At 53.7% G+C, this 21,337-nt stretch carries 33 protein-coding genes; 32 read left to right on the top strand and 1 reads right to left on the bottom strand.

Features of this window, described 5'->3' with window-relative positions; genetic code table 11:
• The 32 genes from ACN0UH_RS09985 to bfr all read left to right on the top strand — a co-directional run.
• Positions 1–679: EF-Tu/IF-2/RF-3 family GTPase (locus ACN0UH_RS09985; RefSeq protein WP_417661926.1), on the top strand; the 679-nt coding region annotated here is incomplete at its 5' end.
• A gap of 142 nt (positions 680–821) precedes the next feature.
• Complete coding sequence (gene rpsJ, locus ACN0UH_RS09990; protein WP_010486970.1) at positions 822–1,133, top strand: 30S ribosomal protein S10; 312 nt, start codon at positions 822–824, stop codon at positions 1,131–1,133.
• An 81-nt stretch (positions 1,134–1,214) separates the two neighbouring features.
• On the top strand, positions 1,215–1,850 hold the full coding sequence (gene rplC / locus ACN0UH_RS09995; RefSeq protein ID WP_087515484.1) for a 50S ribosomal protein L3: 636 nt from the start codon (positions 1,215–1,217) through the stop codon (positions 1,848–1,850).
• Positions 1,851–1,862: 12 nt separating this feature from the next.
• Complete coding sequence (rplD, locus tag ACN0UH_RS10000) at positions 1,863–2,465, top strand: 50S ribosomal protein L4 (protein ID WP_087515485.1); 603 nt, start codon at positions 1,863–1,865, stop codon at positions 2,463–2,465.
• Positions 2,462–2,761 (top strand): 50S ribosomal protein L23, encoded by a 300-nt coding sequence (gene rplW, locus ACN0UH_RS10005; protein ID WP_069901955.1) that lies wholly within the window; start codon positions 2,462–2,464, stop codon positions 2,759–2,761. Before rplD ends, rplW begins: the two co-directional genes overlap by 4 nt.
• A 14-nt stretch (positions 2,762–2,775) precedes the next feature.
• Positions 2,776–3,600, top strand: coding sequence for a 50S ribosomal protein L2 (gene rplB, locus ACN0UH_RS10010; protein ID WP_010486979.1), 825 nt, complete (start codon positions 2,776–2,778; stop codon positions 3,598–3,600).
• 16 nt (positions 3,601–3,616) lie between these two features.
• Complete coding sequence (gene rpsS, locus ACN0UH_RS10015; RefSeq protein WP_010486981.1) at positions 3,617–3,892, top strand: 30S ribosomal protein S19; 276 nt, start codon at positions 3,617–3,619, stop codon at positions 3,890–3,892.
• Between the two features lie 11 nt (positions 3,893–3,903).
• Positions 3,904–4,236 (top strand): 50S ribosomal protein L22, encoded by a 333-nt coding sequence (gene rplV / locus ACN0UH_RS10020; protein WP_003103908.1) that lies wholly within the window; start codon positions 3,904–3,906, stop codon positions 4,234–4,236.
• Between the two features lie 13 nt (positions 4,237–4,249).
• Positions 4,250–4,936, top strand: a complete 687-nt coding sequence (rpsC, locus tag ACN0UH_RS10025) for a 30S ribosomal protein S3 (protein ID WP_010486985.1) — start codon at positions 4,250–4,252, stop codon at positions 4,934–4,936.
• A 12-nt stretch (positions 4,937–4,948) separates the two neighbouring features.
• A complete protein-coding gene (rplP, locus tag ACN0UH_RS10030) occupies positions 4,949–5,362 on the top strand; it encodes a 50S ribosomal protein L16 (protein WP_003243901.1) in 414 nt (137 codons plus the stop codon).
• Entirely contained in the window at positions 5,362–5,553 is a 192-nt protein-coding gene (gene rpmC, locus ACN0UH_RS10035) for a 50S ribosomal protein L29 (protein ID WP_002555481.1), read from the top strand. The genes rplP and rpmC overlap by 1 nt, the downstream gene beginning before the upstream one ends.
• A 2-nt stretch (positions 5,554–5,555) precedes the next feature.
• Positions 5,556–5,822, top strand: coding sequence for a 30S ribosomal protein S17 (gene rpsQ / locus ACN0UH_RS10040; RefSeq protein ID WP_087518958.1), 267 nt, complete (start codon positions 5,556–5,558; stop codon positions 5,820–5,822).
• Between the two features lie 23 nt (positions 5,823–5,845).
• Complete coding sequence (gene rplN, locus ACN0UH_RS10045) at positions 5,846–6,214, top strand: 50S ribosomal protein L14 (protein WP_003281831.1); 369 nt, start codon at positions 5,846–5,848, stop codon at positions 6,212–6,214.
• A gap of 11 nt (positions 6,215–6,225) precedes the next feature.
• Entirely contained in the window at positions 6,226–6,540 is a 315-nt protein-coding gene (rplX, locus tag ACN0UH_RS10050) for a 50S ribosomal protein L24 (protein ID WP_119952550.1), read from the top strand.
• A 19-nt stretch (positions 6,541–6,559) separates the two neighbouring features.
• Complete coding sequence (gene rplE / locus ACN0UH_RS10055; RefSeq protein WP_087515487.1) at positions 6,560–7,099, top strand: 50S ribosomal protein L5; 540 nt, start codon at positions 6,560–6,562, stop codon at positions 7,097–7,099.
• Positions 7,100–7,112: 13 nt separating this feature from the next.
• Positions 7,113–7,418, top strand: coding sequence for a 30S ribosomal protein S14 (gene rpsN, locus ACN0UH_RS10060; protein ID WP_087515488.1), 306 nt, complete (start codon positions 7,113–7,115; stop codon positions 7,416–7,418).
• 209 nt (positions 7,419–7,627) lie between these two features.
• The gene (rpsH, locus tag ACN0UH_RS10065) at positions 7,628–8,020 is read left to right on the top strand and encodes a 30S ribosomal protein S8 (protein WP_010486999.1); all 393 of its coding nucleotides are present in this window, start codon (positions 7,628–7,630) and stop codon (positions 8,018–8,020) included.
• 12 nt (positions 8,021–8,032) lie between these two features.
• Positions 8,033–8,566, top strand: coding sequence for a 50S ribosomal protein L6 (rplF, locus tag ACN0UH_RS10070; RefSeq protein WP_010487001.1), 534 nt, complete (start codon positions 8,033–8,035; stop codon positions 8,564–8,566).
• 9 nt (positions 8,567–8,575) lie between these two features.
• Positions 8,576–8,926, top strand: coding sequence for a 50S ribosomal protein L18 (gene rplR, locus ACN0UH_RS10075; protein ID WP_087515489.1), 351 nt, complete (start codon positions 8,576–8,578; stop codon positions 8,924–8,926).
• Positions 8,927–8,929: 3 nt separating this feature from the next.
• Positions 8,930–9,430, top strand: a complete 501-nt coding sequence (gene rpsE / locus ACN0UH_RS10080; RefSeq protein WP_010487004.1) for a 30S ribosomal protein S5 — start codon at positions 8,930–8,932, stop codon at positions 9,428–9,430.
• Between the two features lie 2 nt (positions 9,431–9,432).
• The gene (gene rpmD, locus ACN0UH_RS10085; RefSeq protein ID WP_010487007.1) at positions 9,433–9,612 is read left to right on the top strand and encodes a 50S ribosomal protein L30; all 180 of its coding nucleotides are present in this window, start codon (positions 9,433–9,435) and stop codon (positions 9,610–9,612) included.
• Positions 9,613–9,615: 3 nt separating this feature from the next.
• A complete protein-coding gene (gene rplO / locus ACN0UH_RS10090) occupies positions 9,616–10,050 on the top strand; it encodes a 50S ribosomal protein L15 (protein ID WP_010487008.1) in 435 nt (144 codons plus the stop codon).
• A complete protein-coding gene (gene secY / locus ACN0UH_RS10095; protein WP_087515490.1) occupies positions 10,051–11,379 on the top strand; it encodes a preprotein translocase subunit SecY in 1,329 nt (442 codons plus the stop codon).
• Between the two features lie 28 nt (positions 11,380–11,407).
• Positions 11,408–11,524, top strand: coding sequence for a 50S ribosomal protein L36 (gene rpmJ, locus ACN0UH_RS10100; protein ID WP_002555468.1), 117 nt, complete (start codon positions 11,408–11,410; stop codon positions 11,522–11,524).
• A gap of 133 nt (positions 11,525–11,657) precedes the next feature.
• Positions 11,658–12,014: a 30S ribosomal protein S13 gene (gene rpsM / locus ACN0UH_RS10105; protein ID WP_010487012.1), complete on the top strand. Its 357-nt coding sequence runs from the start codon at positions 11,658–11,660 to the stop codon at positions 12,012–12,014.
• 30 nt (positions 12,015–12,044) lie between these two features.
• Positions 12,045–12,434: a 30S ribosomal protein S11 gene (rpsK, locus tag ACN0UH_RS10110; RefSeq protein WP_013789773.1), complete on the top strand. Its 390-nt coding sequence runs from the start codon at positions 12,045–12,047 to the stop codon at positions 12,432–12,434.
• A 17-nt stretch (positions 12,435–12,451) separates the two neighbouring features.
• Positions 12,452–13,072, top strand: coding sequence for a 30S ribosomal protein S4 (rpsD, locus tag ACN0UH_RS10115; protein ID WP_339490016.1), 621 nt, complete (start codon positions 12,452–12,454; stop codon positions 13,070–13,072).
• A gap of 23 nt (positions 13,073–13,095) precedes the next feature.
• Positions 13,096–14,097, top strand: coding sequence for a DNA-directed RNA polymerase subunit alpha (locus ACN0UH_RS10120; protein WP_087515492.1), 1,002 nt, complete (start codon positions 13,096–13,098; stop codon positions 14,095–14,097).
• 42 nt (positions 14,098–14,139) lie between these two features.
• On the top strand, positions 14,140–14,526 hold the full coding sequence (gene rplQ, locus ACN0UH_RS10125; protein ID WP_010487018.1) for a 50S ribosomal protein L17: 387 nt from the start codon (positions 14,140–14,142) through the stop codon (positions 14,524–14,526).
• 145 nt (positions 14,527–14,671) lie between these two features.
• A complete protein-coding gene (locus ACN0UH_RS10130) occupies positions 14,672–16,051 on the top strand; it encodes a Na+/H+ antiporter NhaC family protein (RefSeq protein ID WP_417661927.1) in 1,380 nt (459 codons plus the stop codon).
• 121 nt (positions 16,052–16,172) lie between these two features.
• The gene (locus ACN0UH_RS10135) at positions 16,173–17,615 is read left to right on the top strand and encodes a catalase (protein WP_417661928.1); all 1,443 of its coding nucleotides are present in this window, start codon (positions 16,173–16,175) and stop codon (positions 17,613–17,615) included.
• A gap of 118 nt (positions 17,616–17,733) precedes the next feature.
• Positions 17,734–18,198, top strand: a complete 465-nt coding sequence (gene bfr / locus ACN0UH_RS10140) for a bacterioferritin (RefSeq protein WP_339516620.1) — start codon at positions 17,734–17,736, stop codon at positions 18,196–18,198.
• 154 nt (positions 18,199–18,352) lie between these two features.
• Here bfr and uvrA read toward each other — a convergent pair whose 3' ends face one another.
• Positions 18,353–21,208 (bottom strand): excinuclease ABC subunit UvrA, encoded by a 2,856-nt coding sequence (uvrA, locus tag ACN0UH_RS10145; protein WP_417661929.1) that lies wholly within the window; start codon positions 21,206–21,208, stop codon positions 18,353–18,355.
• Positions 21,209–21,337: the final 129 nt, after the last annotated feature.

Consider the following 21,337-nt stretch of genomic DNA (forward strand, 5'->3'; position numbering starts at 1 on the left):
CGGTTCGGCGCTGATGGCTCTGAACGGTCAAGACGATAACGAAATGGGCACCACTGCCGTTCGTAAGCTGGTTGAGACTCTGGATACTTATATCCCTGAGCCTGAGCGTGCAATCGACAAGCCGTTCCTGATGCCAATCGAAGACGTATTCTCGATCTCTGGTCGCGGTACTGTTGTGACTGGTCGTGTTGAGCGTGGCATCGTTAAAGTACAGGAAGAAATTGAGATTGTTGGTATCCGTGATACCACCAAGACCATCTGTACTGGTGTTGAAATGTTCCGTAAGCTGCTAGACGAAGGTCGTGCTGGTGAGAACGTTGGCGTACTGCTGCGTGGCACCAAGCGTGATGACGTAGAGCGTGGTCAGGTACTGGCTAAGCCAGGCACCATCAAGCCACACACTAAGTTCGAAGGTGAAGTGTACGTTCTGTCGAAAGAAGAGGGTGGTCGTCACACTCCTTTCTTCAAGGGCTACCGTCCGCAGTTCTACTTCCGTACTACGGACGTAACTGGTAACTGCGAACTGCCGGAAGGCGTTGAAATGGTAATGCCGGGCGACAACATCAAAATGGTTGTTACCCTGATTGCTCCAATCGCCATGGAAGATGGTCTGCGTTTCGCGATTCGCGAAGGCGGCCGTACCGTTGGTGCTGGTGTAGTTGCCAAGATCATCGAGTAATCGATTGATCTAGAAAAAGCCTCCGCTTGCGGGGGCTTTTTTTATTGGGTTGACACTAGTAGGGAGCGTCTATAGAATTGCGCCTCCTTTTAACGGGCGTACTGCGCCCGTTGGGAATCGCAGCTTGGAATCTGAGGTCAAAATGCAAAACCAACAAATCCGTATTCGGTTGAAGGCTTTTGACCATCGCCTGATCGATCAATCAACCCAGGAAATCGTGGAAACCGCGAAACGTACTGGTGCTCAGGTGCGTGGTCCGATTCCATTGCCTACTCGCAAAGAGCGGTTCACAGTTCTTACTTCTCCGCACGTCAACAAAGACGCGCGTGATCAGTTTGAAATTCGAACCCACAAGCGTGTTCTGGACATTGTCCAGCCAACGGATAAAACCGTTGACGCGCTGATGAAGCTCGACCTTGCGGCTGGCGTGGAAGTGCAGATCAGCCTCGGCTAAGACTTGGGTCTTAGTCGTGTAACGCTCTGAAATGGGCGGCCATAGCGGGTGAAAGCCCCGTACACTCATGAGGTTTACAACATGACTATTGGTGTAGTCGGTCGTAAATGCGGTATGACCCGTATTTTCACCGAAGAAGGTGTCTCCATTCCGGTTACGGTCATTGAGATCGAGCCGAATCGCGTCACCCAGTTCAAAACTGAGGAGTCCGATGGCTATCGTGCAGTGCAAGTCACTGTAGGTGAGCGTCGTGCTTCGCGTGTCAGCAAGGCTCAAGCCGGTCACTTCGCTAAGGCGAACGTCGCGGCAGGTCGTGGTGTTTGGGAATTCCGTCTTGAAGAAGGCGAGTACTCAAATGGCGACTTGATCAACGCTGAAATCTTCCAGGCTGGACAGATGGTCGATGTGACCGGTCAGTCCAAGGGTAAAGGCTTTGCCGGTACCATCAAGCGTTGGAACTTCCGCGGCCAAGACAACACTCACGGTAACTCCGTGTCCCACCGTGTGCCGGGTTCTATTGGCCAGTGCCAAACCCCAGGTCGCGTATTCAAGGGCAAGAAAATGTCCGGTCACATGGGTGCTGAGCGTGTGACGGTACAGTCCCTGGAAGTTGTGCGCGTCGACGCTGAACGCAACCTGCTGTTGGTCAAAGGCGCTGTTCCTGGCGCGACTGGCGGTAACTTGGTTGTGCGTCCAGCAGCTAAGACTCGCGGTTAAGGGGAAGCTGACATGCAATTAAATGTAAATGGCGCTCAAGCGATCGAAGTTTCCGAAGCTACTTTCGGTGGCGATTACAACGAGACCCTGGTTCACCAAGCAGTTGTGGCCTACATGGCCGGCGGCCGTCAAGGCAGCAAGCAGCAGAAGACTCGTTCCGATGTATCTGGCGGCGGCAAGCGTCCGTGGCGTCAGAAGGGTACTGGTCGTGCTCGTGCCGGTACCACTCGTGGTCCAATCTGGCGCGGTGGTGGTGTGACTTTCGCGGCTCGTCCGCAGAATCACGACCAAAAGCTGAACAAGAAGATGTATCGCGCAGCGATCCGTTCGATTCTTGCTGAGCTGGTTCGTACTGATCGTCTGGTAGTAGTTGAAGACTTCGCTGTTGAAGCTCCGAAAACTAAAGATCTGCTGGGCAAGCTGAATGGCATGGGTCTGACTAACGTCCTGATCGTGTCTGATGCAATTGATCAAAATTTGTACCTGGCTGCTCGTAACCTGCCGCACGTCGATGTTCGTGACGTTCAGGGTTCCGATCCGGTCAGTCTGATCGCGTATGAAAAGGTACTGGTTACCGTTTCTGCCGTGAAGAAATTCGAGGAGATGCTGGGATGAACCAGGAACGCGTATTTAAAGTGCTGCTGGGGCCGCACATCTCTGAGAAAGCCACACTACTGGCCGATAAGAAAAGCCAGTTCGTATTTAAAGTTGCGACTGACGCAACCAAGCTGGAAATCAAGAAGGCCGTCGAAAGCCTGTTCAGCGTGAAAGTTGAGCGTGTTACTACTCAGAACGTTCTGGGTAAGAGCAAGCGCACCGCTCGCGGTCTGGGCAAGCGTAACGACTGGAAGAAAGCGATCATTTCGCTTCAGCCAGGCCAAGATCTCGATTTCGCCAGCAGTGCTGAGTAAGGAAGGGGTGCATCATGGCAATCGTTAAATGCAAACCGACTTCCGCTGGCCGCCGTTTTGTGGTCAAGGTGGTCAATCAGGAGCTGCATAAAGGCGCTCCTTACGCTCCGCTGCTTGAAAAGAAGTCGAAGACTGGCGGTCGTAACAACAATGGTCGCATCACTACCCGTCATATCGGTGGTGGTCACAAGCAGCATTATCGTCTGGTCGATTTCCGTCGCAACGACAAAGATGGCATTCCAGCCACTGTCGAGCGTATTGAATACGATCCGAACCGTACCGCACACATCGCTTTGTTGATGTATGCAGACGGCGAGCGTCGCTACATCATCGCACCTAAAGGTGTGAGTGCTGGCGATCAGCTGATTGCTGGGATCATGGCTCCAATCAAGCCGGGCAACAGCCTACAACTGCGTAACATTCCAGTTGGTAGCACTGTTCACGGTATTGAGCTGAAGCCAGGTAAAGGTGCACAGATCGCTCGTTCCGCTGGTGCTTCGGCTCAGTTGATCGCACGTGAAGGCGTCTATGTGACATTGCGTCTGCGTTCCGGTGAAATGCGTAAAGTTCTGGCCGAGTGCCGTGCGACTTTGGGCGAAGTTTCGAACTCCGAGCACAGCCTGCGTTCGCTAGGTAAAGCTGGTGCTAAGCGCTGGCGTGGCGTTCGCCCGACCGTTCGTGGTGTTGCCATGAACCCGGTCGACCACCCACATGGTGGTGGTGAAGGTCGTACCTCTGGTGGTCGTCATCCGGTGTCTCCATGGGGCTTCCCTACCAAGGGTGCTAAGACTCGTGGTAACAAGCGCACCGATAATATGATCGTCCGTCGTCGCAAGTAATTAGAGGGATACGACAGTGCCACGTTCTCTGAAAAAAGGTCCTTTCATCGATCTTCACCTACTGAAGAAGATTGAAGTGGCAGTTGAAAAGAATGATCGCAAGCCAGTTAAAACCTGGTCGCGCCGTTCTATGATTCTGCCGCAAATGGTCGGTCTGACCATTGCTGTGCATAACGGCCGTCAACATGTCCCAGTTCTTGTGAACGAAGACATGGTCGGTCACAAACTCGGCGAGTTTGCTGGTACCCGCACTTATCGTGGGCACGTAGCAGACAAGAAAGCCAAGCGTTAAGGGGTTAGGAAATGGAAGTAGCCGCTAAGTTGTCGGGCGCTCGAATCTCCGCCCAAAAAGCCCGCTTGGTCGCCGACCAGATCCGCGGGAAAAAGGTGGGCGAAGCGCTCAACTTGTTGGCTTTTAGCAGTAAAAAAGCCGCCGAGATCATGAAAAAAGTGCTGGAGTCGGCTGTAGCCAACGCCGAGCATAACGAAGGCGCAGACGTTGATGACTTGAAGGTCAGCACCGTTTTCGTCAACGAAGGGCGTTCGCTGAAGCGTATCATGCCGCGTGCCAAAGGCCGCGCTGATCGCATCGTCAAGCGGTCTTGCCATATCACTGTCAAGGTTGCGGACAAGTAACGGAGTCGATCAGATGGGTCAGAAAGTACATCCCATTGGCATTCGCCTGGGAATCGTCAAGGAGCACACCTCCGTCTGGTACGCAGACGGTCGGACTTATGCGGACTATTTGTTCGCTGATCTGAAAGTGCGTGAGTATCTCCAAGACAAATTAAAAAGCGCGTCCGTAAGCCGTATCGACATTGCTCGTCCGGCTCAAACTGCACGCATCACCATCCACACTGCTCGTCCAGGTATCGTTATCGGGAAGAAAGGTGAAGATGTTGAGAAGCTGCGTCAGGACCTGACCAAGCAAATGGGTGTGCCTGTGCACATCAATATCGAAGAGATCCGTAAGCCGGAGCTCGACGGTATGCTGGTTGCGCAGAGCGTAGCTCAGCAGCTGGAGCGTCGCGTGATGTTCCGTCGCGCTATGAAGCGCGCTGTACAAAACGCCATGCGTATTGGTGCCAAGGGCATCAAAATCCAAGTGAGCGGTCGTCTTGGTGGTGCTGAAATTGCACGTACCGAATGGTATCGCGAAGGTCGTGTGCCGTTGCACACCCTGCGTGCCGATATCGACTATGCCACGTACGAAGCGCACACCACTTACGGTGTGATCGGTGTCAAGGTTTGGATCTTCAAAGGCGAAGTAATTGGTGGTCGCCACGAAGAACTAAAACCACAAGCACCTGCGCCTCGTAAAAAAGCTGCTAAGTAAGGGGTACGCCAAATGTTGCAACCAAAGCGTACGAAGTTCCGCAAGCAGATGACAGGCCACAACCGTGGCTTGGCACAACGCGGTAGCAAAGTCAGCTTCGGCGAATTCGCCTTGAAGTCTGTTGCCCGCGGTCGTCTCACCGCCCGTCAGATTGAGTCCGCTCGTCGTGCTCTGACTCGTCACGTTAAGCGTGGCGGGAAAATCTGGATTCGCGTTTTCCCGGATAAGCCGGTTACCAAGAAGCCTCTAGAAGTGCGGATGGGTAAAGGTAAGGGTGGCGTTGAGTATTGGGTAGCCCAGATTCAGCCAGGCAAAGTCCTGTATGAAATCGAAGGCGTTTCCGAAGAGTTGGCGCGTGAGGCTTTCGCCCTGGCGGCTGCAAAGCTGCCTCTCGCCACCACTTTTGTTAAGCGGACGGTGATGTGATGAAGGCGAATGAACTTCGTGAAAAATCAGCACAGCAGCTGAACGAGCAACTGCTCGGCCTGCTGCGCGACCAGTTCAATCTGCGCATGCAGAAAGCGACTGGCCAGTTGGGGCAGTCTCATCTGCTCTCGCAAGTTAAGCGCGATATCGCTCGTGTGAAGACTGTGCTCAACCAGCAGGCAGGTAAGTGATCATGGCTGAAGCCGAAAAAACAGTCCGTACGCTGACCGGCCGTGTTGTCAGCGACAAGATGGACAAGACCATCACCGTATTGATCGAGCGTCGCGTTAAGCACCCGATCTACGGTAAATACGTTAAGCGTTCGACCAAGCTGCACGCGCATGACGAAACCAATCAGTGCCACATCGGTGACAAAGTTTCGATTCGTGAAACTCGTCCCGTTGCCAAGACCAAAACTTGGGCATTGGTTGAAGTCATCGAACGCGCAGTGGAAGTCTAAGGACTAGGGGTCGGAGAAATTATATGATTCAGACTCAATCCATGCTCGACGTTGCTGACAACAGTGGCGCACGTCGCGTTATGTGTATCAAGGTGCTGGGCGGCTCACACCGTCGTTATGCTGGCATCGGTGACATCATCAAGGTAACCGTTAAGGAAGCAATTCCTCGCGGTAAAGTGAAGAAGGGCCAGGTAATGACTGCAGTTGTAGTCCGTACCCGTCACGGCGTTCGTCGCCCTGATGGCTCGATCATTCGCTTCGATGGCAATGCTGCTGTTCTGTTGAACAACAAGCAAGAGCCTATCGGTACCCGTATCTTTGGGCCCGTGACTCGCGAACTTCGTACTGAGAAGTTCATGAAGATCGTCTCGCTCGCCCCAGAAGTGCTGTAAGGAGATCCGACATGCAAAAGATTCGTCGTGACGACGAGATCATCGTGATCGCCGGCAAAGACAAAGGTAAGCGCGGTAAGGTGCTCAAGGTTCTCGCTGACGACCGTTTGGTCGTTGGTGGGATCAACCTGGTGAAGCGTCATACCAAGCCTAACCCGATGTCGGGCGTTCAAGGCGGTATCGTTGAGAAAGAAGCGCCATTGCACGCTTCTAACGTGGCCATCTTCAATGGCGAAACCAGCAAAGCAGATCGCGTTGGTTTTAAAGTTGAAGACGGTAAAAAAATTCGTGTCTTCAAGTCGACCCAAAAAGCGGTTGATGCTTGAACACTGCTAGGTAGAGACCATGGCACGACTAAAAGAGATTTACCGGAAGGAAATTGCGCCCAAGCTCCAGGAAGAACTGAAGCTTGCTAACGTGATGGAAGTTCCGCGCATTACCAAAATCACCCTTAACATGGGCCTGGGCGAAGCGATCGGTGATAAGAAAATCATCGAGCACGCAGTTGCCGACCTGGAAAAGATCACCGGTCAGAAAGTCGTTGTGACTCATGCCCGTAAGTCGATTGCAGGCTTCAAGGTTCGTGAGGGCTGGCCGATTGGCGTTAAAGTTACTCTGCGCCGTGAGCGTATGTATGAGTTCCTGGATCGTCTGCTGTCTATCTCCCTGCCGCGCGTGCGTGACTTCCGCGGCCTGAATGCCAAGTCGTTTGACGGCCGTGGCAACTACAGCATGGGCGTTAAAGAGCAGATCATTTTCCCGGAAATCGACTACGACAAAATCGATGCCCTCCGCGGTCTGGATATTACCCTGACCACTACTGCTCGGACGGATGATGAAGGTCGCGCATTGCTGCGTGCTTTCAAATTCCCGTTCCGCAACTGATAGGAGCTGGATCATGGCCAAAATGAGCATGAAAAACCGCGAGCTGAAGCGTCAGCAAACGGTTGCCAAGTACGCCAAGAAGCGTGCTGAGCTGAAAGCCATCATCGTCGACCAGGAAGCAACTCCTGAAGCGCGTTGGGAAGCTACAGTAGCACTGCAGAAGCAGCCACGTGACGCAAGCGCTTCGCGCATGCGTAACCGCTGCCGCATTACCGGTCGTCCGCACGGCGTTTATCGCAAGTTCGGTCTGTCGCGTATCAAGCTGCGTGAAGCTGCTATGCGCGGTGACGTTCCAGGTCTGGTTAAAGCCAGCTGGTAAGTCGCTGTTAGCGAGTCATCTGTTTCTCCCGGTTTACTGGGTGAAACAGGTGAATATCGCAAGCAATTTGAATCAAGCCCCTTTTGGGGCTTGATTCATTTTTGATCAGTCACTAGAATGTTCGGCTCGCCTGAGCCTGGGTTCGCCCAAAGGTGTCTGGTGACTCTAGCCGTAAGGCTAATTCTTTTTGTATCAGGAGCGTCTAGCCCATGAGTATGCAGGACCCGTTAGCGGACATGCTAACTCGTATCCGTAATGCCCAGATGGCTGAAAAGTCCGTCGTAAGCATGCCATCTTCTACTTTGAAGGTAGCCGTAGCCAAAGTTCTTAAGGACGAAGGTTATGTTGCGGATTATCAGATCAGCGGTGAAGCAAAACCGCAGCTGTCCATCGAGCTGAAATATTTCGAAGGCCGTCCGGTCATCGAAGAAGTAAAACGCGTTAGCCGTCCAGGCCTCCGCCAATACAAAGCTGTCGAAGATCTGCCGAAAGTTCGTGGCGGTCTTGGCGTGTCTATCGTCTCCACCAACAAAGGTGTGATGACGGATCGTGCTGCGCGCGCTGCCGGTGTCGGTGGTGAAGTGCTTTGTACTGTGTTCTAGGGGGAGATAAGCATGTCTCGCGTTGCTAAAAACCCCGTCAAGCTGCCATCTGGTGTAGAGATCAAACTCGCCGGTCAGCAGCTTTCGGTGAAAGGTGCCAAGGGCACTTTAGAACTGAATGTTCACTCGTCCGTTGAAGTGGTCCAGGATTCCGGTGAGCTGCGTTTCGCTGCTCGCAATGGTGATCAGCAGACTCGCGCAATGGCCGGTACCACTCGTGCGTTGGTTAACAACATGGTAATCGGCGTCAGCGAAGGCTTCGAGCGCAAGCTCCAGTTGGTCGGTGTTGGTTATAAAGCACAAGCTAAAGGTCAGGTTCTGTCCTTGGCGTTGGGCTTCTCCCACCCAATCGACTACGAATTGCCGCAAGGCGTTACCGCCGAAACCCCTAGCCAGACCGACATCCTGATCAAGGGCGTCGACAAACAACTGGTTGGTCAGGTAGCTGCGGAGATTCGTGACTTCCGTCGTCCTGAACCTTACAAGGGCAAAGGTGTTCGTTACGCTGACGAAGTCGTCCGCCGTAAAGAAGCCAAGAAGAAGTAGGGCTAGCAAATGACCGACAAAAAAGTTACTCGACTGCGTCGCGCTCGCAAAGCACGTCTGAAAATGCACGAACTCGAAGTCGTGCGTCTCTGCGTGTATCGTTCCGCGCAGCACATCTATGCCCAGGTCATCTCGGCCGACGGCAGCAAGGTATTGGCCACCGCGTCGACCTTGGACAAAGCACTGCGTGATGGCGCCACTGGCAACATCGACGCAGCCAAGAAAGTTGGCGAGCTGGTTGCCGAGCGTGCGAAAGCCGCTGGTGTGACTCAGGTTGCATTCGACCGTTCTGGCTTCAAGTACCACGGCCGCGTTAAAGCGCTGGCTGATGCTGCTCGTGAAGGCGGGCTGGAGTTCTAAGTTATGTCAAATAACGACCAAAAGCGCGACGAAGGCTACATCGAGAAATTGGTGCAGGTTAACCGTGTTGCTAAAACCGTAAAAGGTGGCCGTATCTTCACTTTCACCGCGTTGACCGTGGTAGGTGATGGTAAGGGTCGCGTTGGTTTTGGCCGCGGCAAATCCCGCGAAGTGCCAGCTGCTATCCAAAAAGCGATGGAAGCTGCACGTCGTAACATGATCACTGTTGATCTGAACGGCACTACTTTGCAATACGCAATGAAGTCTGCTCATGGCGCCTCTAAGGTGTACATGCAGCCAGCTTCCGAAGGTACCGGTATTATTGCTGGTGGCGCGATGCGTGCTGTTCTTGAAGTAGCTGGTGTTCACAACGTACTGGCTAAATGCTACGGCTCTACCAACCCTGTGAACGTGGTTCATGCCACCTTCAAAGGTTTGAAAGCTATGCAGTCTCCGGATTCCGTTGCGGCTAAGCGTGGCAAGAGCGTCGAGGAGATTCTCTAATCATGGCTAATACCGTAAAAGTCACGCTGATCAAAAGCGTGAACGGCCGTCTGGCTAATCACAAAGCTTGCGTCAAAGGTCTCGGCCTGCGTCGTATCAATCACACCGTTGAAGTTCTGGATACTCCAGAAAATCGCGGCATGATGAACAAAGCTTATTACCTTCTCCGCGTGGAGGGTTAACGCATGTTCCTGAATGATTTGAGTCCTGCGCCGGGTTCCCGTCGCGAGAAGCACCGTCCGGGTCGTGGTATCGGTAGTGGTTTGGGTAAGACTGGTGGCCGTGGTCACAAAGGTCAAACCTCCCGCTCCGGTGGTTCCATTGCTCCAGGTTTTGAAGGCGGCCAGCAGCCTCTGCACCGTCGTCTCCCTAAATTCGGCTTCGTCTCTCTGAAGGCTATGGATCGCGCAGAAGTGCGTACTTCCGAGCTGAACAAGATCGAAGGTGATGTAGTTACTCTGCAGGCGCTGAAGGATGCTGACCTGATTAATCAAAACGTACAGCGTGTGAAAGTCATGCTGTCCGGCGAGATTACTCGTGCAGTTACCCTTAAAGGTATCGCCGCCACCAAAGGTGCGCGCGCGGCTATCGAAGCAGCTGGCGGTAAGTTCGAGGAATAAATGGCTAAGCAAGGTGCTCTCTCAGCGCTAGGCAATGGCGGGTTATCCGAGCTCTGGGCTCGTCTGCGCTTTCTGTTCATGGCGATTATCGTCTACCGGATTGGCGCACACATCCCTGTGCCTGGAATCAACCCTGATAGACTGGCGGATCTGTTTCGACAGAATGAGGGGACCATTCTTAGCTTGTTCAACATGTTTTCCGGTGGTGCGCTGGAGCGCATGAGTATTTTTGCATTGGGGATCATGCCGTACATTTCGGCGTCGATCATCATGCAGCTCATGTCCGCTGTCAGCCCACAGCTGGAGCAGTTGAAGAAGGAAGGTGAATCTGGCCGTCGCAAGATAAGCCAGTACACCCGCTACGGCACTCTCGTCCTGGCATTCGTTCAAGCTATCGGCATGTCCGTTGGCTTGGCGAGCCAGGGCGTCGCGTTCGCAGTTGATTTCAGCTTCTACTTTGTCGCAGTCACTACGTTCGTTGCAGGTGCAATGTTCATGATGTGGCTCGGCGAGCAAATCACTGAGCGTGGTGTTGGCAACGGTATTTCGATGCTGATCTTTGCAGGCATCGTAGCCGGTCTGCCGCGGGCGATTGGGCAGTCTTTTGAGTCTGCTCGTCAGGGTGATATCAATATCTTTGCCCTTGTCGCCATCGGTTTGCTGGCAGTAGCGATCATTGGTTTTGTGGTGTTCATTGAGCGTGGGCAGCGTCGCATTGCGGTGCATTACGCCAAGCGTCAGCAGGGCCGTAAGGTTTTTGCTGCGCAGACTAGCCACTTGCCACTGAAGGTGAACATGGCGGGGGTTATCCCGGCTATCTTCGCTAGCAGCCTTCTGTTGTTCCCGGCATCGCTGGGGTCTTGGTTCGGTCAGTCTGAAGGTTTGGGCTGGCTTCAAGATATCTCACAGGCTATCGCTCCTGGTCAGCCGTTGAACATTTTGCTGTTTAGTGCAGGGATCATTTTCTTCTGCTTCTTCTATACAGCGCTGATGTTCAATCCGAAAGACGTAGCGGAAAACCTGAAGAAGTCTGGTGCCTTTATTCCAGGCATCCGTCCAGGCGAGCAGTCGGCACGTTATATCGATAGCGTATTGACTCGTTTGACTCTGTTCGGAGCCATGTACATGACGGCCGTCTGTTTGTTGCCCCAGTTTCTGGTGGTTGCAGCCAACGTACCGTTCTATCTCGGCGGGACCTCGTTGCTGATTGTGGTTGTGGTTGTAATGGACTTCATGTCCCAAGTACAATCGCACCTCGTTTCGAACCAGTACGAATCCCTGATGAAGAAAGCCAACCTGAAGGGCTACGGCAGCGGCATGATGCGCTGAAGTGTCCATAAGGTTCGAGGAGTTGGTGATGAAAGTTCGTGCATCAGTGAAAAAGCTGTGCCGTAACTGCAAAATTATTCGTCGCGAAGGTGTCGTGCGAGTGATCTGCAGCGCGGAACCGCGTCACAAACAGCGCCAAGGCTGAGAGTGATAGTAGCGATATAAGCCCGACAGCTAGTGCGCTGTCGGGTTGATTATTTGTTTTTACAGCGTTAAGATCTTGCGCCCCATTTCTTGGCTTCCGGGGCGTGGGTTGCTGTCAATTGGAGTTACACTGAATGGCCCGTATTGCAGGCGTTAACATTCCGGATAACAAACACACTGTTATCTCGCTGACCTACATCTTTGGTGTCGGTCGCACAACTGCACAGAAAATCTGTGCTGCTACTGGTGTGAACCCAGCAGCTAAAATCAAAGATCTCTCTGACGAGCAGATCGAGCAGCTGCGTGGTGAAGTCGCCAAGGTTAACACCGAGGGTGATCTGCGCCGCGAAGTTAACATGAAAATCAAACGCTTGATGGACCTGGGCTGCTACCGCGGTCTGCGCCATCGTCGCGGCCTTCCGGTCCGCGGTCAGCGTACCAAGACCAACGCGCGTACCCGTAAGGGCCCGCGTAAGCCGATCCGCAAGTAATTGCGCCCGCGAATCGACAGGAAATAAGTCATGGCTAAGCCTGCTGCTCGTACTCGTAAGAAAGTCAAAAAGACAGTTGTGGATGGCATCGCCCATATCCACGCTTCTTTCAACAACACTATCGTGACCATTACTGACCGTCAGGGCAATGCTCTGTCTTGGGCTACCTCCGGTGGTTCAGGTTTCCGCGGCTCACGTAAGAGCACCCCGTTTGCTGCCCAGGTGGCTGCAGAACGTGCTGGTCAAGCTGCGCTGGAATACGGCCTGAAGAACCTTGACGTTAACGTCAAAGGCCCAGGTCCCGGCCGTGAGTCCGCTGTCCGTGCATTAAACGGCTGCGGTTACAAGATCGCCAGCATCACCGATGTGACGCCCATCCCGCATAACGGATGCCGTCCTTCGAAGAAGCGTCGCGTGTAATCAGGAGACAGTGAGATATGGCTCGTTACATTGGTCCCAAGTGCAAACTGTCTCGTCGTGAAGGCACAGATCTTTTCCTGAAAAGTGGCGTACGCGCCCTGGAATCGAAGTGCAACATCGAAGCAGCCCCAGGTATCCACGGCCAGCGCCGTAGCCGTCAGTCTGACTACGGCACACAGCTCCGTGAGAAGCAAAAAGTTCGTCGCATCTATGGCGTACTCGAGCGTCAGTTCAGCGGTTATTACAAAGAAGCAGCCGGCAAGAAAGGCGCTACTGGTGAGAACCTTCTGCAACTTCTCGAGTGCCGTCTGGACAACGTAGTTTACCGTATGGGCTACGGCGCAACTCGCGCTGAATCCCGTCAGTTGGTTTCGCACAAAGCGATCTCCATCAACGGTAAAACTGTAAACGTCCCGTCTTACCAGGTTAAAGCTGGTGACGTAGTTGCAGTACGCGAGAAATCGAAGAATCAGCTGCGCATTGCTCAGGCTCTTGAGTTGTGTGCCCAGCGCGGCCGCGTTGAATGGGTTGAAGTTGACACTGAAAAGAAATCGGGCGTTTTCAAAACCGTCCCAGTTCGCAGTGACCTCTCCGCCGACATCAACGAAAGCCTGATTGTCGAGCTCTACTCCAAGTAAGGGCTAGAAAAAAGGGTGCATCCATGCAGATTTCGGTAAATGAGTTCCTGACCCCCCGCCATATTGATGTGCAGGTGGTTAGTCCGACCCGCGCCAAGATCACACTCGAGCCTCTCGAGCGTGGTTTCGGCCATACCCTGGGCAACGCGCTGCGTCGCATCTTGTTGTCCTCCATGCCTGGCTGTGCAGTAGTCGAGGCCGAGATTGACGGTGTACTCCATGAGTACAGCGCAATCGAAGGTGTTCAGGAAGACGTTATTGAAATCCTGCTCAACCTTAAAGGTCTGGCTGTCAAACTGCACGGTCGTGACGAAGTGACACTGACTCTGGCGAAGAAGGGCTCGGGCGTAGTTACCGCTGCCGATATTCAGCTGGATCATGATGTTGAAATCGTCAATGGCGACCACGTAATTGCCAACATGGCTTCTACTGGCGCGCTGAACATGAAGCTCACTGTAGCTCGTGGTCGCGGCTATGAGCCAGCTGACTCCCGTCAGAGCGATGAAGATGAAAGCCGCAGCATTGGTCGCTTGCAGCTGGATTCATCGTTCAGCCCGGTGCGTCGTGTCTCTTACGTGGTGGAAAATGCTCGTGTTGAGCAGCGCACCAACTTGGACAAACTGGTTATCGACCTGGAGACCAACGGTACTCTGGATCCTGAAGAGGCAATTCGTCGTGCCGCTACCATCCTGCAACAGCAGTTGGCAGCGTTCGTCGACCTCAAAGGTGACAGCGAACCTGTTGTGATCGAGCAAGAAGACGAGATCGATCCGATCCTGCTTCGCCCGGTTGATGATCTGGAACTGACCGTTCGTTCGGCAAACTGCCTCAAAGCAGAAAACATTTACTACATCGGCGACCTGATTCAGCGTACCGAAGTAGAACTGTTGAAAACGCCGAACTTGGGCAAGAAATCCCTGACTGAAATCAAGGATGTTCTGGCTTCTCGCGGTCTGTCCCTCGGTATGCGCCTCGACAACTGGCCGCCGGCAAGTCTGAAGAAAGACGATAAGGCTACTGCCTAATCGTCATCATCACCGAACGAGAGTTTGGTAAGGAATTGAACCATGCGTCATCGTAAAAGTGGCCGTCACCTCAGCCGCACAAGCGCTCACCGCAAGGCCATGTTTCAAAACATGGCGGTATCGCTGTTCGAGCACGAGCTGATCAAAACTACTCTTCCGAAAGCAAAAGAGCTGCGTCGCGTTGCCGAGCCGCTGATCACTTTGGCTAAAGAAGATAGCGTTGCTAACCGCCGTTTGGCATTCGACCGTACTCGTTCGAAAGCTATCGTTGGTAAGTTGTTCAACGACCTGGGCAAGCGCTATGCCACCCGTCAGGGCGGTTATCTGCGTATCCTCAAGTGCGGTTTCCGCGCTGGTGACAACGCTCCTATGGCTTATGTTGAGCTGGTTGACCGTCCGGTCGGCGGCACAGTAGAAGCTGCAGAGTAAGTTGTAGGTTGTAGAAAAAACCGGGCCTGGCCCGGTTTTTTTGTGCATCAAGTGGCCAGTATTCCGAACGTCGTGTTTGATATTGTGTGCAGGCTTCGCCTCAGGTAATGTTCTTGGAACTCTGATTCCTTATAAGAACAAGCATATGTCTGAACCTACTGCTCTGAGCTTAATCCCTCCTGTTGTTGTTCTCGTACTCGCCGTTTGGCTGCGTCGTCCCATTCTTGCTTTAGTGCTTGGCGCTATTTCCGGTTTGATGATGATTTCACCAACCAGTGCGCTTCACAGTTTTTCCGAGATATCGCTCAAGGTCATGCAGGATGAAACCATTGGCTGGTTGATTCTGGTCTGTGGCAGCTTTGGTGCGCTTATTGCTCTGCTGGTTCGTACGGGGGGCGCACAAGCCTTTGGTCGTGCCTCGATCAAGCTGGCTAAGGGTCGGCGCTCATCGTTGCTGATGACTTGTGTACTGGGATTGGTCATATTCATTGATGACTATCTCAATGCGCTGACCGTGGGTGAAACCATGAAGCGCGTGACGGATCGCTTCAAGGTCTCCCGCGAGATGCTCGCCTACATCGTCGACTCCACTGCTGCGCCTGTCTGCGTGCTTGTGCCATTGTCGACATGGGCGGTATTTTTCGGCGGCTTGCTTGAGAACAATGGGATTGCTGAGAGTGGGCAAGGCATCAGTGTCTATATGAGCGCCATTCCCTACATGTTCTATGCCTGGTTGTCGGTTGTCCTTGTGCTGCTGGTTGCCGCTGGGATTGTTCCTGCAATCGGTCCTATGCGTAAGGCTGAAATGCTCGCCCAGCACGGCTCGGCTGGAGCCATGCACGTCAGTGAGTTCAGTCCTGAGCACAATTATGCAATGAAGGCGGCTGAAGCTGAGCACAAAAGCGCCGAGGAAGTAGATGGCAAGCTATATAACTTTCTGGTTCCGTTGCTATTGTTGGTCGGCTTTACCCTCTACTTCGACATTGATGTATGGATGGGCATGCTCGCGACCATGACGCTGGTCGTACCTTTCTATTTGGTGCAGGGCTTAATGCCTCTGGCAGAAATGCTTGAGCAGATGATGGATGGCTTCAAAACCATGCTGCCAGCGATCGGCACCGTCATCGCGGCGTTCATATTTAAAGAAGTCTGTGATCAGTTGCAGTTATCGTTATTTGTCGTGGAGTCGCTCAAGCCCTTTATGACTGCGCAGTTATTGCCAGCTATGGTGTTCCTGAGCATGGCTGTGCTGGCGTTTGCTACAGGCTCATCCTGGGGGATTTTCGCCGTGACTATCCCAATCGTGATGCCTTTGGCCTATGCGCTCGACGCCAATATCCCCCTGGTCATTGGTGCGCTGATGTCGGCTTCGGCCTTTGGCAGCCAGGCGTGCTTCTACAGTGACTCAACCGTTCTGGCGGCGCAGGGGTCAGGTTGCAACTTGATCAGCCATGCAATTACGCAGTTGCCTTATGCGTTAATCGCAGCAGGTCTGACCTTTGCTGGCTTTATCCTGATTGCCTAAGAGTTTTTAACTATCAGGACGGTTTGCTCAATACATTGGCTCTCTTTTCTCGCCGAGATTAACCTTGATCTATCGCTGGCCTAACAGCCCGGCTGATTGGATCTAAATAAGGAGAGAGCTCATGAGCAGCAAGCCTATGTTGACTACCAGTGCTGGTAGCCCGATTGCCGATAACCAGAATTCCCTGAGCGCAGGCCCACGTGGCCCGCTTTTGTTGCAAGACTACCAATTGATCGAAAAGCTCGCGCACCAAAACCGCGAGCGTATTCCTGAGCGTGCAGTGCATGCCAAGGGCTGGGGTGCATACGGCACACTGACCATCACTCACGACATTAGCCAATATTCGAAAGCCAAGGTGCTGCAGAAGGGTAACAAGACCCAAATGCTTGCACGCTTCTCGACCGTTGCAGGCGAGCAGGGTGCCGCTGACGCCGAGCGTGATGTGCGCGGATTTTCTCTGAAGTTTTATACCGATGAAGGCAACTGGGACTTGGTGGGTAATAACACGCCAGTATTCTTCGTGCGTGACCCGTACAAGTTTCCGGACTTTATCCACACCCAAAAGCGCCACCCGAAAACCAATCTGCGTTCAGGCACTGCAATGTGGGATTTCTGGTCGTTGTCTCCGGAATCGCTGCATCAAGTGACTATTCTGATGTCCGATCGCGGCCTGCCGACTGATGTTCGTCATATCAATGGCTACGGCTCGCATACCTTTAGCATGTTGAATGCAAACAACGAGCGTGTTTGGGTCAAGTTTCACTTCAAGACCAAGCAGGGCCATAAGCATTGGACTAATGCTGAGGCGGAAGCGGTTGTCGGCAAAAGCCGCGAAACCACTCAGGAAGACCTGTTTGGCAGTATTGAAAAGGGCGACTTCCCCAAGTGGGGCTTCTTCATTCAGGTCATGACAGAAGAGCAGGCCAAGCGCACTAGCTTTAATCCGTTCGACCTGACCAAGGTCTGGCCGCATGGTGACTTCCCCTTGATTGAGGTGGGCGAGCTTGAACTGAATGCCAACCCTGAAAATTACTTTGCTGAGATTGAGCAAGCTGCGTTTTCGCCATCGAATGTAGTGCCAGGTATCGGCTTTTCGCCGGATAAAATGCTGCAGGCTCGGGTCTTTTCCTATGCGGATGCCCATCGCTACCGCTTGGGCACGCACTACGAAGCGCTGCCGGTGAACGCTCCGAAGAGCCCTGTGCATCATTATCACAAGGATGGTGCGATGCGGTTCTTTAGCGGCAACTCGAACCCTGATGCGTATTACGAGCCCAACTCGTTCAATGGTCCAGCGCAAGCGCCTCAGTACGCTGAGCCGCCATTACCGCTGGACGGTGATGCTGATCGTTTTGACCACCGCCAAGGTAACGATGATTACAGTCAGCCTCGGGCACTGTTCAATTTGTTTGATGAAGGGCAAAAACAGCGCCTGTTCAGTAATATTGCAGCCGCAATGGCAGGCGTGCCGGACTTCATTGTTGAGCGCCAATTGGCTCATTTTGACCAAGTGCATGCGGACTACGGCAATGGTGTTCGACAAGCGCTAAAAGCCAATCGTTAACATTAGCACCAGCAACCACGGGGCCTCCAGCGATGGTGGCCCCTTTTTTTGCTTGACCTATACCCGCTTGGGGTTGAGCATATGCAAATATTCAGAGCGTTTGTGTCAGGAGCGGTAGATGAAAGGCCATCAGGAAGTAATCGATTATTTCAAAGTACTGCTCAAGGGCGAGTTGGCTGCCCGTGATCAGTATTTTGTGCACTCACGCTATTACGAAGACTGGGGTTTTACCAAGCTGTTTGAGCGCATCAATCACGAGATGGAAGAAGAGACCCAACACGCTGATGCATTACTCAAGCGGATCTTGTTCCTTGAGGGTACGCCGGACATGACGCCGGATACTTTTGTCTTTGGTCAAAGCGTGCCAGAGATGCTCAAGCTTGACTTGGCGCTGGAATATCACGTGCGAGCAGCCCTGTGCAAAGGCATTGAGCTTTGTGAGCGCCTGCAGGACTACCCAAGTCGTGATATTTTGCTGGCCCAGCTTAAAGACACAGAAGAAGACCATGCCTATTGGTTGGAGATTCAGCTGCAGTTGATCGACAAGATGGGCTTGGAAAACTACCTGCAAGCGCAGATGTAATTTAAACCAGGCACAACCCAAATTGATTGCGTAGGCGGTGACAACGCGAAGCTTGTCCACCGCCATGCAATACCGAAATCCGCAAACATGCTGCCTTGTTCGTGACCGTAAAAAGGTGGATAAAAAAGCATTATCCACCCTGCATAATCCCTCTCTAGCTCGCGGCGCGGTCACGTTCCAATAAGGGTTTAAGGAAGTATCCCGTGTGCGACTGAGGCATCTCGGACACCGCTTCCGGTGTACCCACAGCAATGATCTGGCCGCCTTTCGAGCCGCCTTCGGGGCCTAAGTCCACCAGCCAGTCAGCGGTTTTGATCACGTCGAGGTTGTGTTCAATCACCACTACGGTATTGCCGTGGTCACGCAGGCGATGAAGTACATCGAGTAACTGCTGGATATCCGCGAAGTGCAGGCCAGTGGTCGGCTCGTCGAGGATATACAGGGTCTTGCCGGTGTCGCGCTTGGACAGTTCGCGAGACAGCTTGACCCGCTGCGCTTCACCACCCGACAGCGTCGTCGCGCTTTGCCCCAGCTTGATATAGGACAGGCCCACATCCATCAGGGTTTGCAGCTTGCGCGCCAGTGCTGGAACTGCATCGAAGAACACCCGGGCTTCCTCGATGGTCATATCGAGGACTTCGGTGATGTTCTTGCCCTTGTACTTAACCTCAAGGGTTTCACGGTTATAGCGCTTGCTCTTGCACACATCGCAAGGCACGTAGATATCCGGCAGAAAGTGCATCTCAACCTTGATCAAACCGTCACCCTGGCAAGCCTCACAGCGGCCACCTTTGACGTTGAACGAGAAGCGGCCAGGGCCATAACCCCGTGAACGTGACTCCGGTACGCCAGCAAATAGCTCACGGATCGGGGTGAACAAACCAGTGTAGGTTGCAGGGTTGGAGCGCGGCGTGCGGCCAATCGGGCTTTGGTCGATATCCACCACTTTGTCCAGATGCTGCAAACCGTCGCAGCTGTCATGGGCGGCGGCTTCCAGGGTCGTGGCGCCATTGAGCGCGGTGGCGCTGAGTGGGTAAAGGGTGTTGTTGATCAGTGTCGATTTACCTGAACCCGATACGCCGGTCACGCAGGTCAGCAGGCCGATAGGAATTTCCAAGTCGACATTGCGCAAGTTGTTGCCGCGCGCGCCTTTGATTTTCAGCAGCTGCTTTTTATTTACCGGATGACGCTTGGCTGGCACCTCGATCTTGACTCGTCCGGACAAATATTTGCCGGTCAGTGAATCAGGGTGCGCCATGACTTCGGCAGCGGTGCCTTCAGCCACCACACGGCCGCCGTGCACGCCAGCACCAGGGCCGATATCGACAACATAGTCGGCCATGCGAATGGCATCTTCATCGTGTTCAACCACTATCACCGTATTGCCAATGTCGCGCAGGTGGCGCAGCGTGCCGAGCAGGCGTTCGTTGTCGCGTTGATGCAAGCCAATCGACGGCTCATCGAGGATGTACAGCACCCCGACCAGACCGGCGCCAATTTGGCTGGCCAGTCGAATGCGTTGCGCTTCACCGCCTGAGAGGGTGTCGGCGCTGCGATCCAGCGACAAGTAATCGAGGCCGACATTAACCAGAAACTGCAGGCGCTCGCGGATTTCCTTGAGAATCTTGTCGGCAATCTCGCCTCTGCGACCGGTCAGTGACAGGCCAGAGAAATACTCGGCAGCATCGCCAATCGGCAAACCAGTAACCGCAGGCAATGTGCGCTCACCCACCCAAACGTGGCGGGCTTCGCGGCGCAAGCGGGTGCCACGACAATCCGGACATGGCTGGGTGCTGAGCAGTTTGCTTAGCTCTTCACGCACGCTGGTCGATTCAGTTTCTCGATAGCGGCGGTCAAGGTTCGGAACGATGCCTTCAAACGGGTGGGCACGCTTGACGATGTCGCCACGGTCATTCAGATAGCGGAAGTCGACACTCTGGCTGCCGCTGCCGAATAGGATGACTTTTTGGTGCTCGGCGCTGAGGTCGTCGAATGGGATCTCCAGACTGAAACCGTAATGTGCCGACAGTGAACCAAGCATCTGGAAATAGTAAACGTTGCGTCGGTCCCAGCCGCGAATCGCGCCTTCGGCCAAGGTCATCTCGCCATGAATCAGGCGTTTGGTATCGAAGAACTGCTTGACCCCGAGGCCGTCGCAGGTTGGGCAGGCGCCAGCCGGGTTGTTGAACGAGAATAGCTTGGGTTCCAGCTCACTGATCGAGTGGCCGCAGTGCGGGCAGGCAAAGCGCGCCGAGAAAATCATCTCGTCTTTGATCCCGCTGCTGTTGTCATCTTTGTCGAGCGGGGCGATAAGGGCCAAGCCGTCGGCCAGATTCAAAGCCGTTTCAAAGGACTCGGCAAGGCGCTGCTGCAGGTCTTCGCGCACCTTGAAGCGGTCGACCACAACATCAATGGAATGCTTCTTTTGCTTGTCGAGCTTGGGCAACTCATCCAGCTCATGCAGCTTGCCGTCAACCCGGGCGCGAACGAAGCCCTGCGCACGCAGCTCTTCAAATACCGAGAGGTGCTCACCTTTACGCTCGCGGATCACGGGCGCCAACAGCATCAGCTTACTGCCTTCAGGCAGGGCCAGAACCTGGTCGACCATTTGGCTGACGGTTTGCGCCTCGAGCGGCACATCGTGATCTGGGCAGCGTGGAATACCGACGCGCGCATAGAGCAGACGCAGGTAATCGTAGATTTCAGTGATGGTGCCAACGGTGGAGCGTGGGTTGTGCGATGTCGATTTCTGTTCGATGGAAATCGCTGGCGACAACCCCTCAATGGTGTCGACGTCAGGCTTTTCCATCATCGACAAAAATTGCCGGGCGTAGGCCGACAGTGATTCAACGTAGCGGCGTTGACCTTCGGCATACAGGGTGTCGAAAGCCAGCGATGACTTGCCCGAGCCAGACAGGCCGGTAATCACGATCAGCTTGTCGCGCGGTAAGGTCAGGTCGATGTTCTTAAGGTTGTGGGTACGTGCCCCACGGATCAGAATCTTGTCCACAAACAGCGGCCTCGCTTGGCGGGCGGAAACCCACGAGTATACGGCCCACAGCCACCCTGCGGCAAAGTGTGCTCCTGTGCCGCAGTCAATATGGCTGTTAGAATCGCCGCCTTGTCTGACTTAGAGTCC

It is taken from the genome of Pseudomonas sp., assembly GCF_048265905.1.
GTDB lineage: Bacteria > Pseudomonadota > Gammaproteobacteria > Pseudomonadales > Pseudomonadaceae > Aquipseudomonas.

Excerpts from the sequence above, each read along its gene's own strand:
- rpsJ (WP_010486970.1), top strand. The coding sequence starts at position 822 with ATGCAAAACCAACAAATCCGTATTCGGTTGAAGGCTTTTGACCATCGC.
- rplC (WP_087515484.1), top strand. The coding sequence starts at position 1,215 with ATGACTATTGGTGTAGTCGGTCGTAAATGCGGTATGACCCGTATTTTC.
- rplD (WP_087515485.1), top strand. The coding sequence starts at position 1,863 with ATGCAATTAAATGTAAATGGCGCTCAAGCGATCGAAGTTTCCGAAGCT.
- rplW (WP_069901955.1), top strand. The coding sequence starts at position 2,462 with ATGAACCAGGAACGCGTATTTAAAGTGCTGCTGGGGCCGCACATCTCT.
- rplB (WP_010486979.1), top strand. The coding sequence starts at position 2,776 with ATGGCAATCGTTAAATGCAAACCGACTTCCGCTGGCCGCCGTTTTGTG.
- rplV (WP_003103908.1), top strand. The coding sequence starts at position 3,904 with ATGGAAGTAGCCGCTAAGTTGTCGGGCGCTCGAATCTCCGCCCAAAAA.
- rpsC (WP_010486985.1), top strand. The coding sequence starts at position 4,250 with ATGGGTCAGAAAGTACATCCCATTGGCATTCGCCTGGGAATCGTCAAG.
- rplP (WP_003243901.1), top strand. The coding sequence starts at position 4,949 with ATGTTGCAACCAAAGCGTACGAAGTTCCGCAAGCAGATGACAGGCCAC.
- rpmC (WP_002555481.1), top strand. The coding sequence starts at position 5,362 with ATGAAGGCGAATGAACTTCGTGAAAAATCAGCACAGCAGCTGAACGAG.
- rpsQ (WP_087518958.1), top strand. The coding sequence starts at position 5,556 with ATGGCTGAAGCCGAAAAAACAGTCCGTACGCTGACCGGCCGTGTTGTC.
- rplN (WP_003281831.1), top strand. The coding sequence starts at position 5,846 with ATGATTCAGACTCAATCCATGCTCGACGTTGCTGACAACAGTGGCGCA.
- rplX (WP_119952550.1), top strand. The coding sequence starts at position 6,226 with ATGCAAAAGATTCGTCGTGACGACGAGATCATCGTGATCGCCGGCAAA.
- rplE (WP_087515487.1), top strand. The coding sequence starts at position 6,560 with ATGGCACGACTAAAAGAGATTTACCGGAAGGAAATTGCGCCCAAGCTC.
- rpsN (WP_087515488.1), top strand. The coding sequence starts at position 7,113 with ATGGCCAAAATGAGCATGAAAAACCGCGAGCTGAAGCGTCAGCAAACG.
- rpsH (WP_010486999.1), top strand. The coding sequence starts at position 7,628 with ATGAGTATGCAGGACCCGTTAGCGGACATGCTAACTCGTATCCGTAAT.
- rplF (WP_010487001.1), top strand. The coding sequence starts at position 8,033 with ATGTCTCGCGTTGCTAAAAACCCCGTCAAGCTGCCATCTGGTGTAGAG.
- rplR (WP_087515489.1), top strand. The coding sequence starts at position 8,576 with ATGACCGACAAAAAAGTTACTCGACTGCGTCGCGCTCGCAAAGCACGT.
- rpsE (WP_010487004.1), top strand. The coding sequence starts at position 8,930 with ATGTCAAATAACGACCAAAAGCGCGACGAAGGCTACATCGAGAAATTG.
- rpmD (WP_010487007.1), top strand. The coding sequence starts at position 9,433 with ATGGCTAATACCGTAAAAGTCACGCTGATCAAAAGCGTGAACGGCCGT.
- rplO (WP_010487008.1), top strand. The coding sequence starts at position 9,616 with ATGTTCCTGAATGATTTGAGTCCTGCGCCGGGTTCCCGTCGCGAGAAG.
- secY (WP_087515490.1), top strand. The coding sequence starts at position 10,051 with ATGGCTAAGCAAGGTGCTCTCTCAGCGCTAGGCAATGGCGGGTTATCC.
- rpmJ (WP_002555468.1), top strand. The coding sequence starts at position 11,408 with ATGAAAGTTCGTGCATCAGTGAAAAAGCTGTGCCGTAACTGCAAAATT.
- rpsM (WP_010487012.1), top strand. The coding sequence starts at position 11,658 with ATGGCCCGTATTGCAGGCGTTAACATTCCGGATAACAAACACACTGTT.
- rpsK (WP_013789773.1), top strand. The coding sequence starts at position 12,045 with ATGGCTAAGCCTGCTGCTCGTACTCGTAAGAAAGTCAAAAAGACAGTT.
- rpsD (WP_339490016.1), top strand. The coding sequence starts at position 12,452 with ATGGCTCGTTACATTGGTCCCAAGTGCAAACTGTCTCGTCGTGAAGGC.
- ACN0UH_RS10120 (WP_087515492.1), top strand. The coding sequence starts at position 13,096 with ATGCAGATTTCGGTAAATGAGTTCCTGACCCCCCGCCATATTGATGTG.
- rplQ (WP_010487018.1), top strand. The coding sequence starts at position 14,140 with ATGCGTCATCGTAAAAGTGGCCGTCACCTCAGCCGCACAAGCGCTCAC.
- ACN0UH_RS10130 (WP_417661927.1), top strand. The coding sequence starts at position 14,672 with ATGTCTGAACCTACTGCTCTGAGCTTAATCCCTCCTGTTGTTGTTCTC.
- ACN0UH_RS10135 (WP_417661928.1), top strand. The coding sequence starts at position 16,173 with ATGAGCAGCAAGCCTATGTTGACTACCAGTGCTGGTAGCCCGATTGCC.
- bfr (WP_339516620.1), top strand. The coding sequence starts at position 17,734 with ATGAAAGGCCATCAGGAAGTAATCGATTATTTCAAAGTACTGCTCAAG.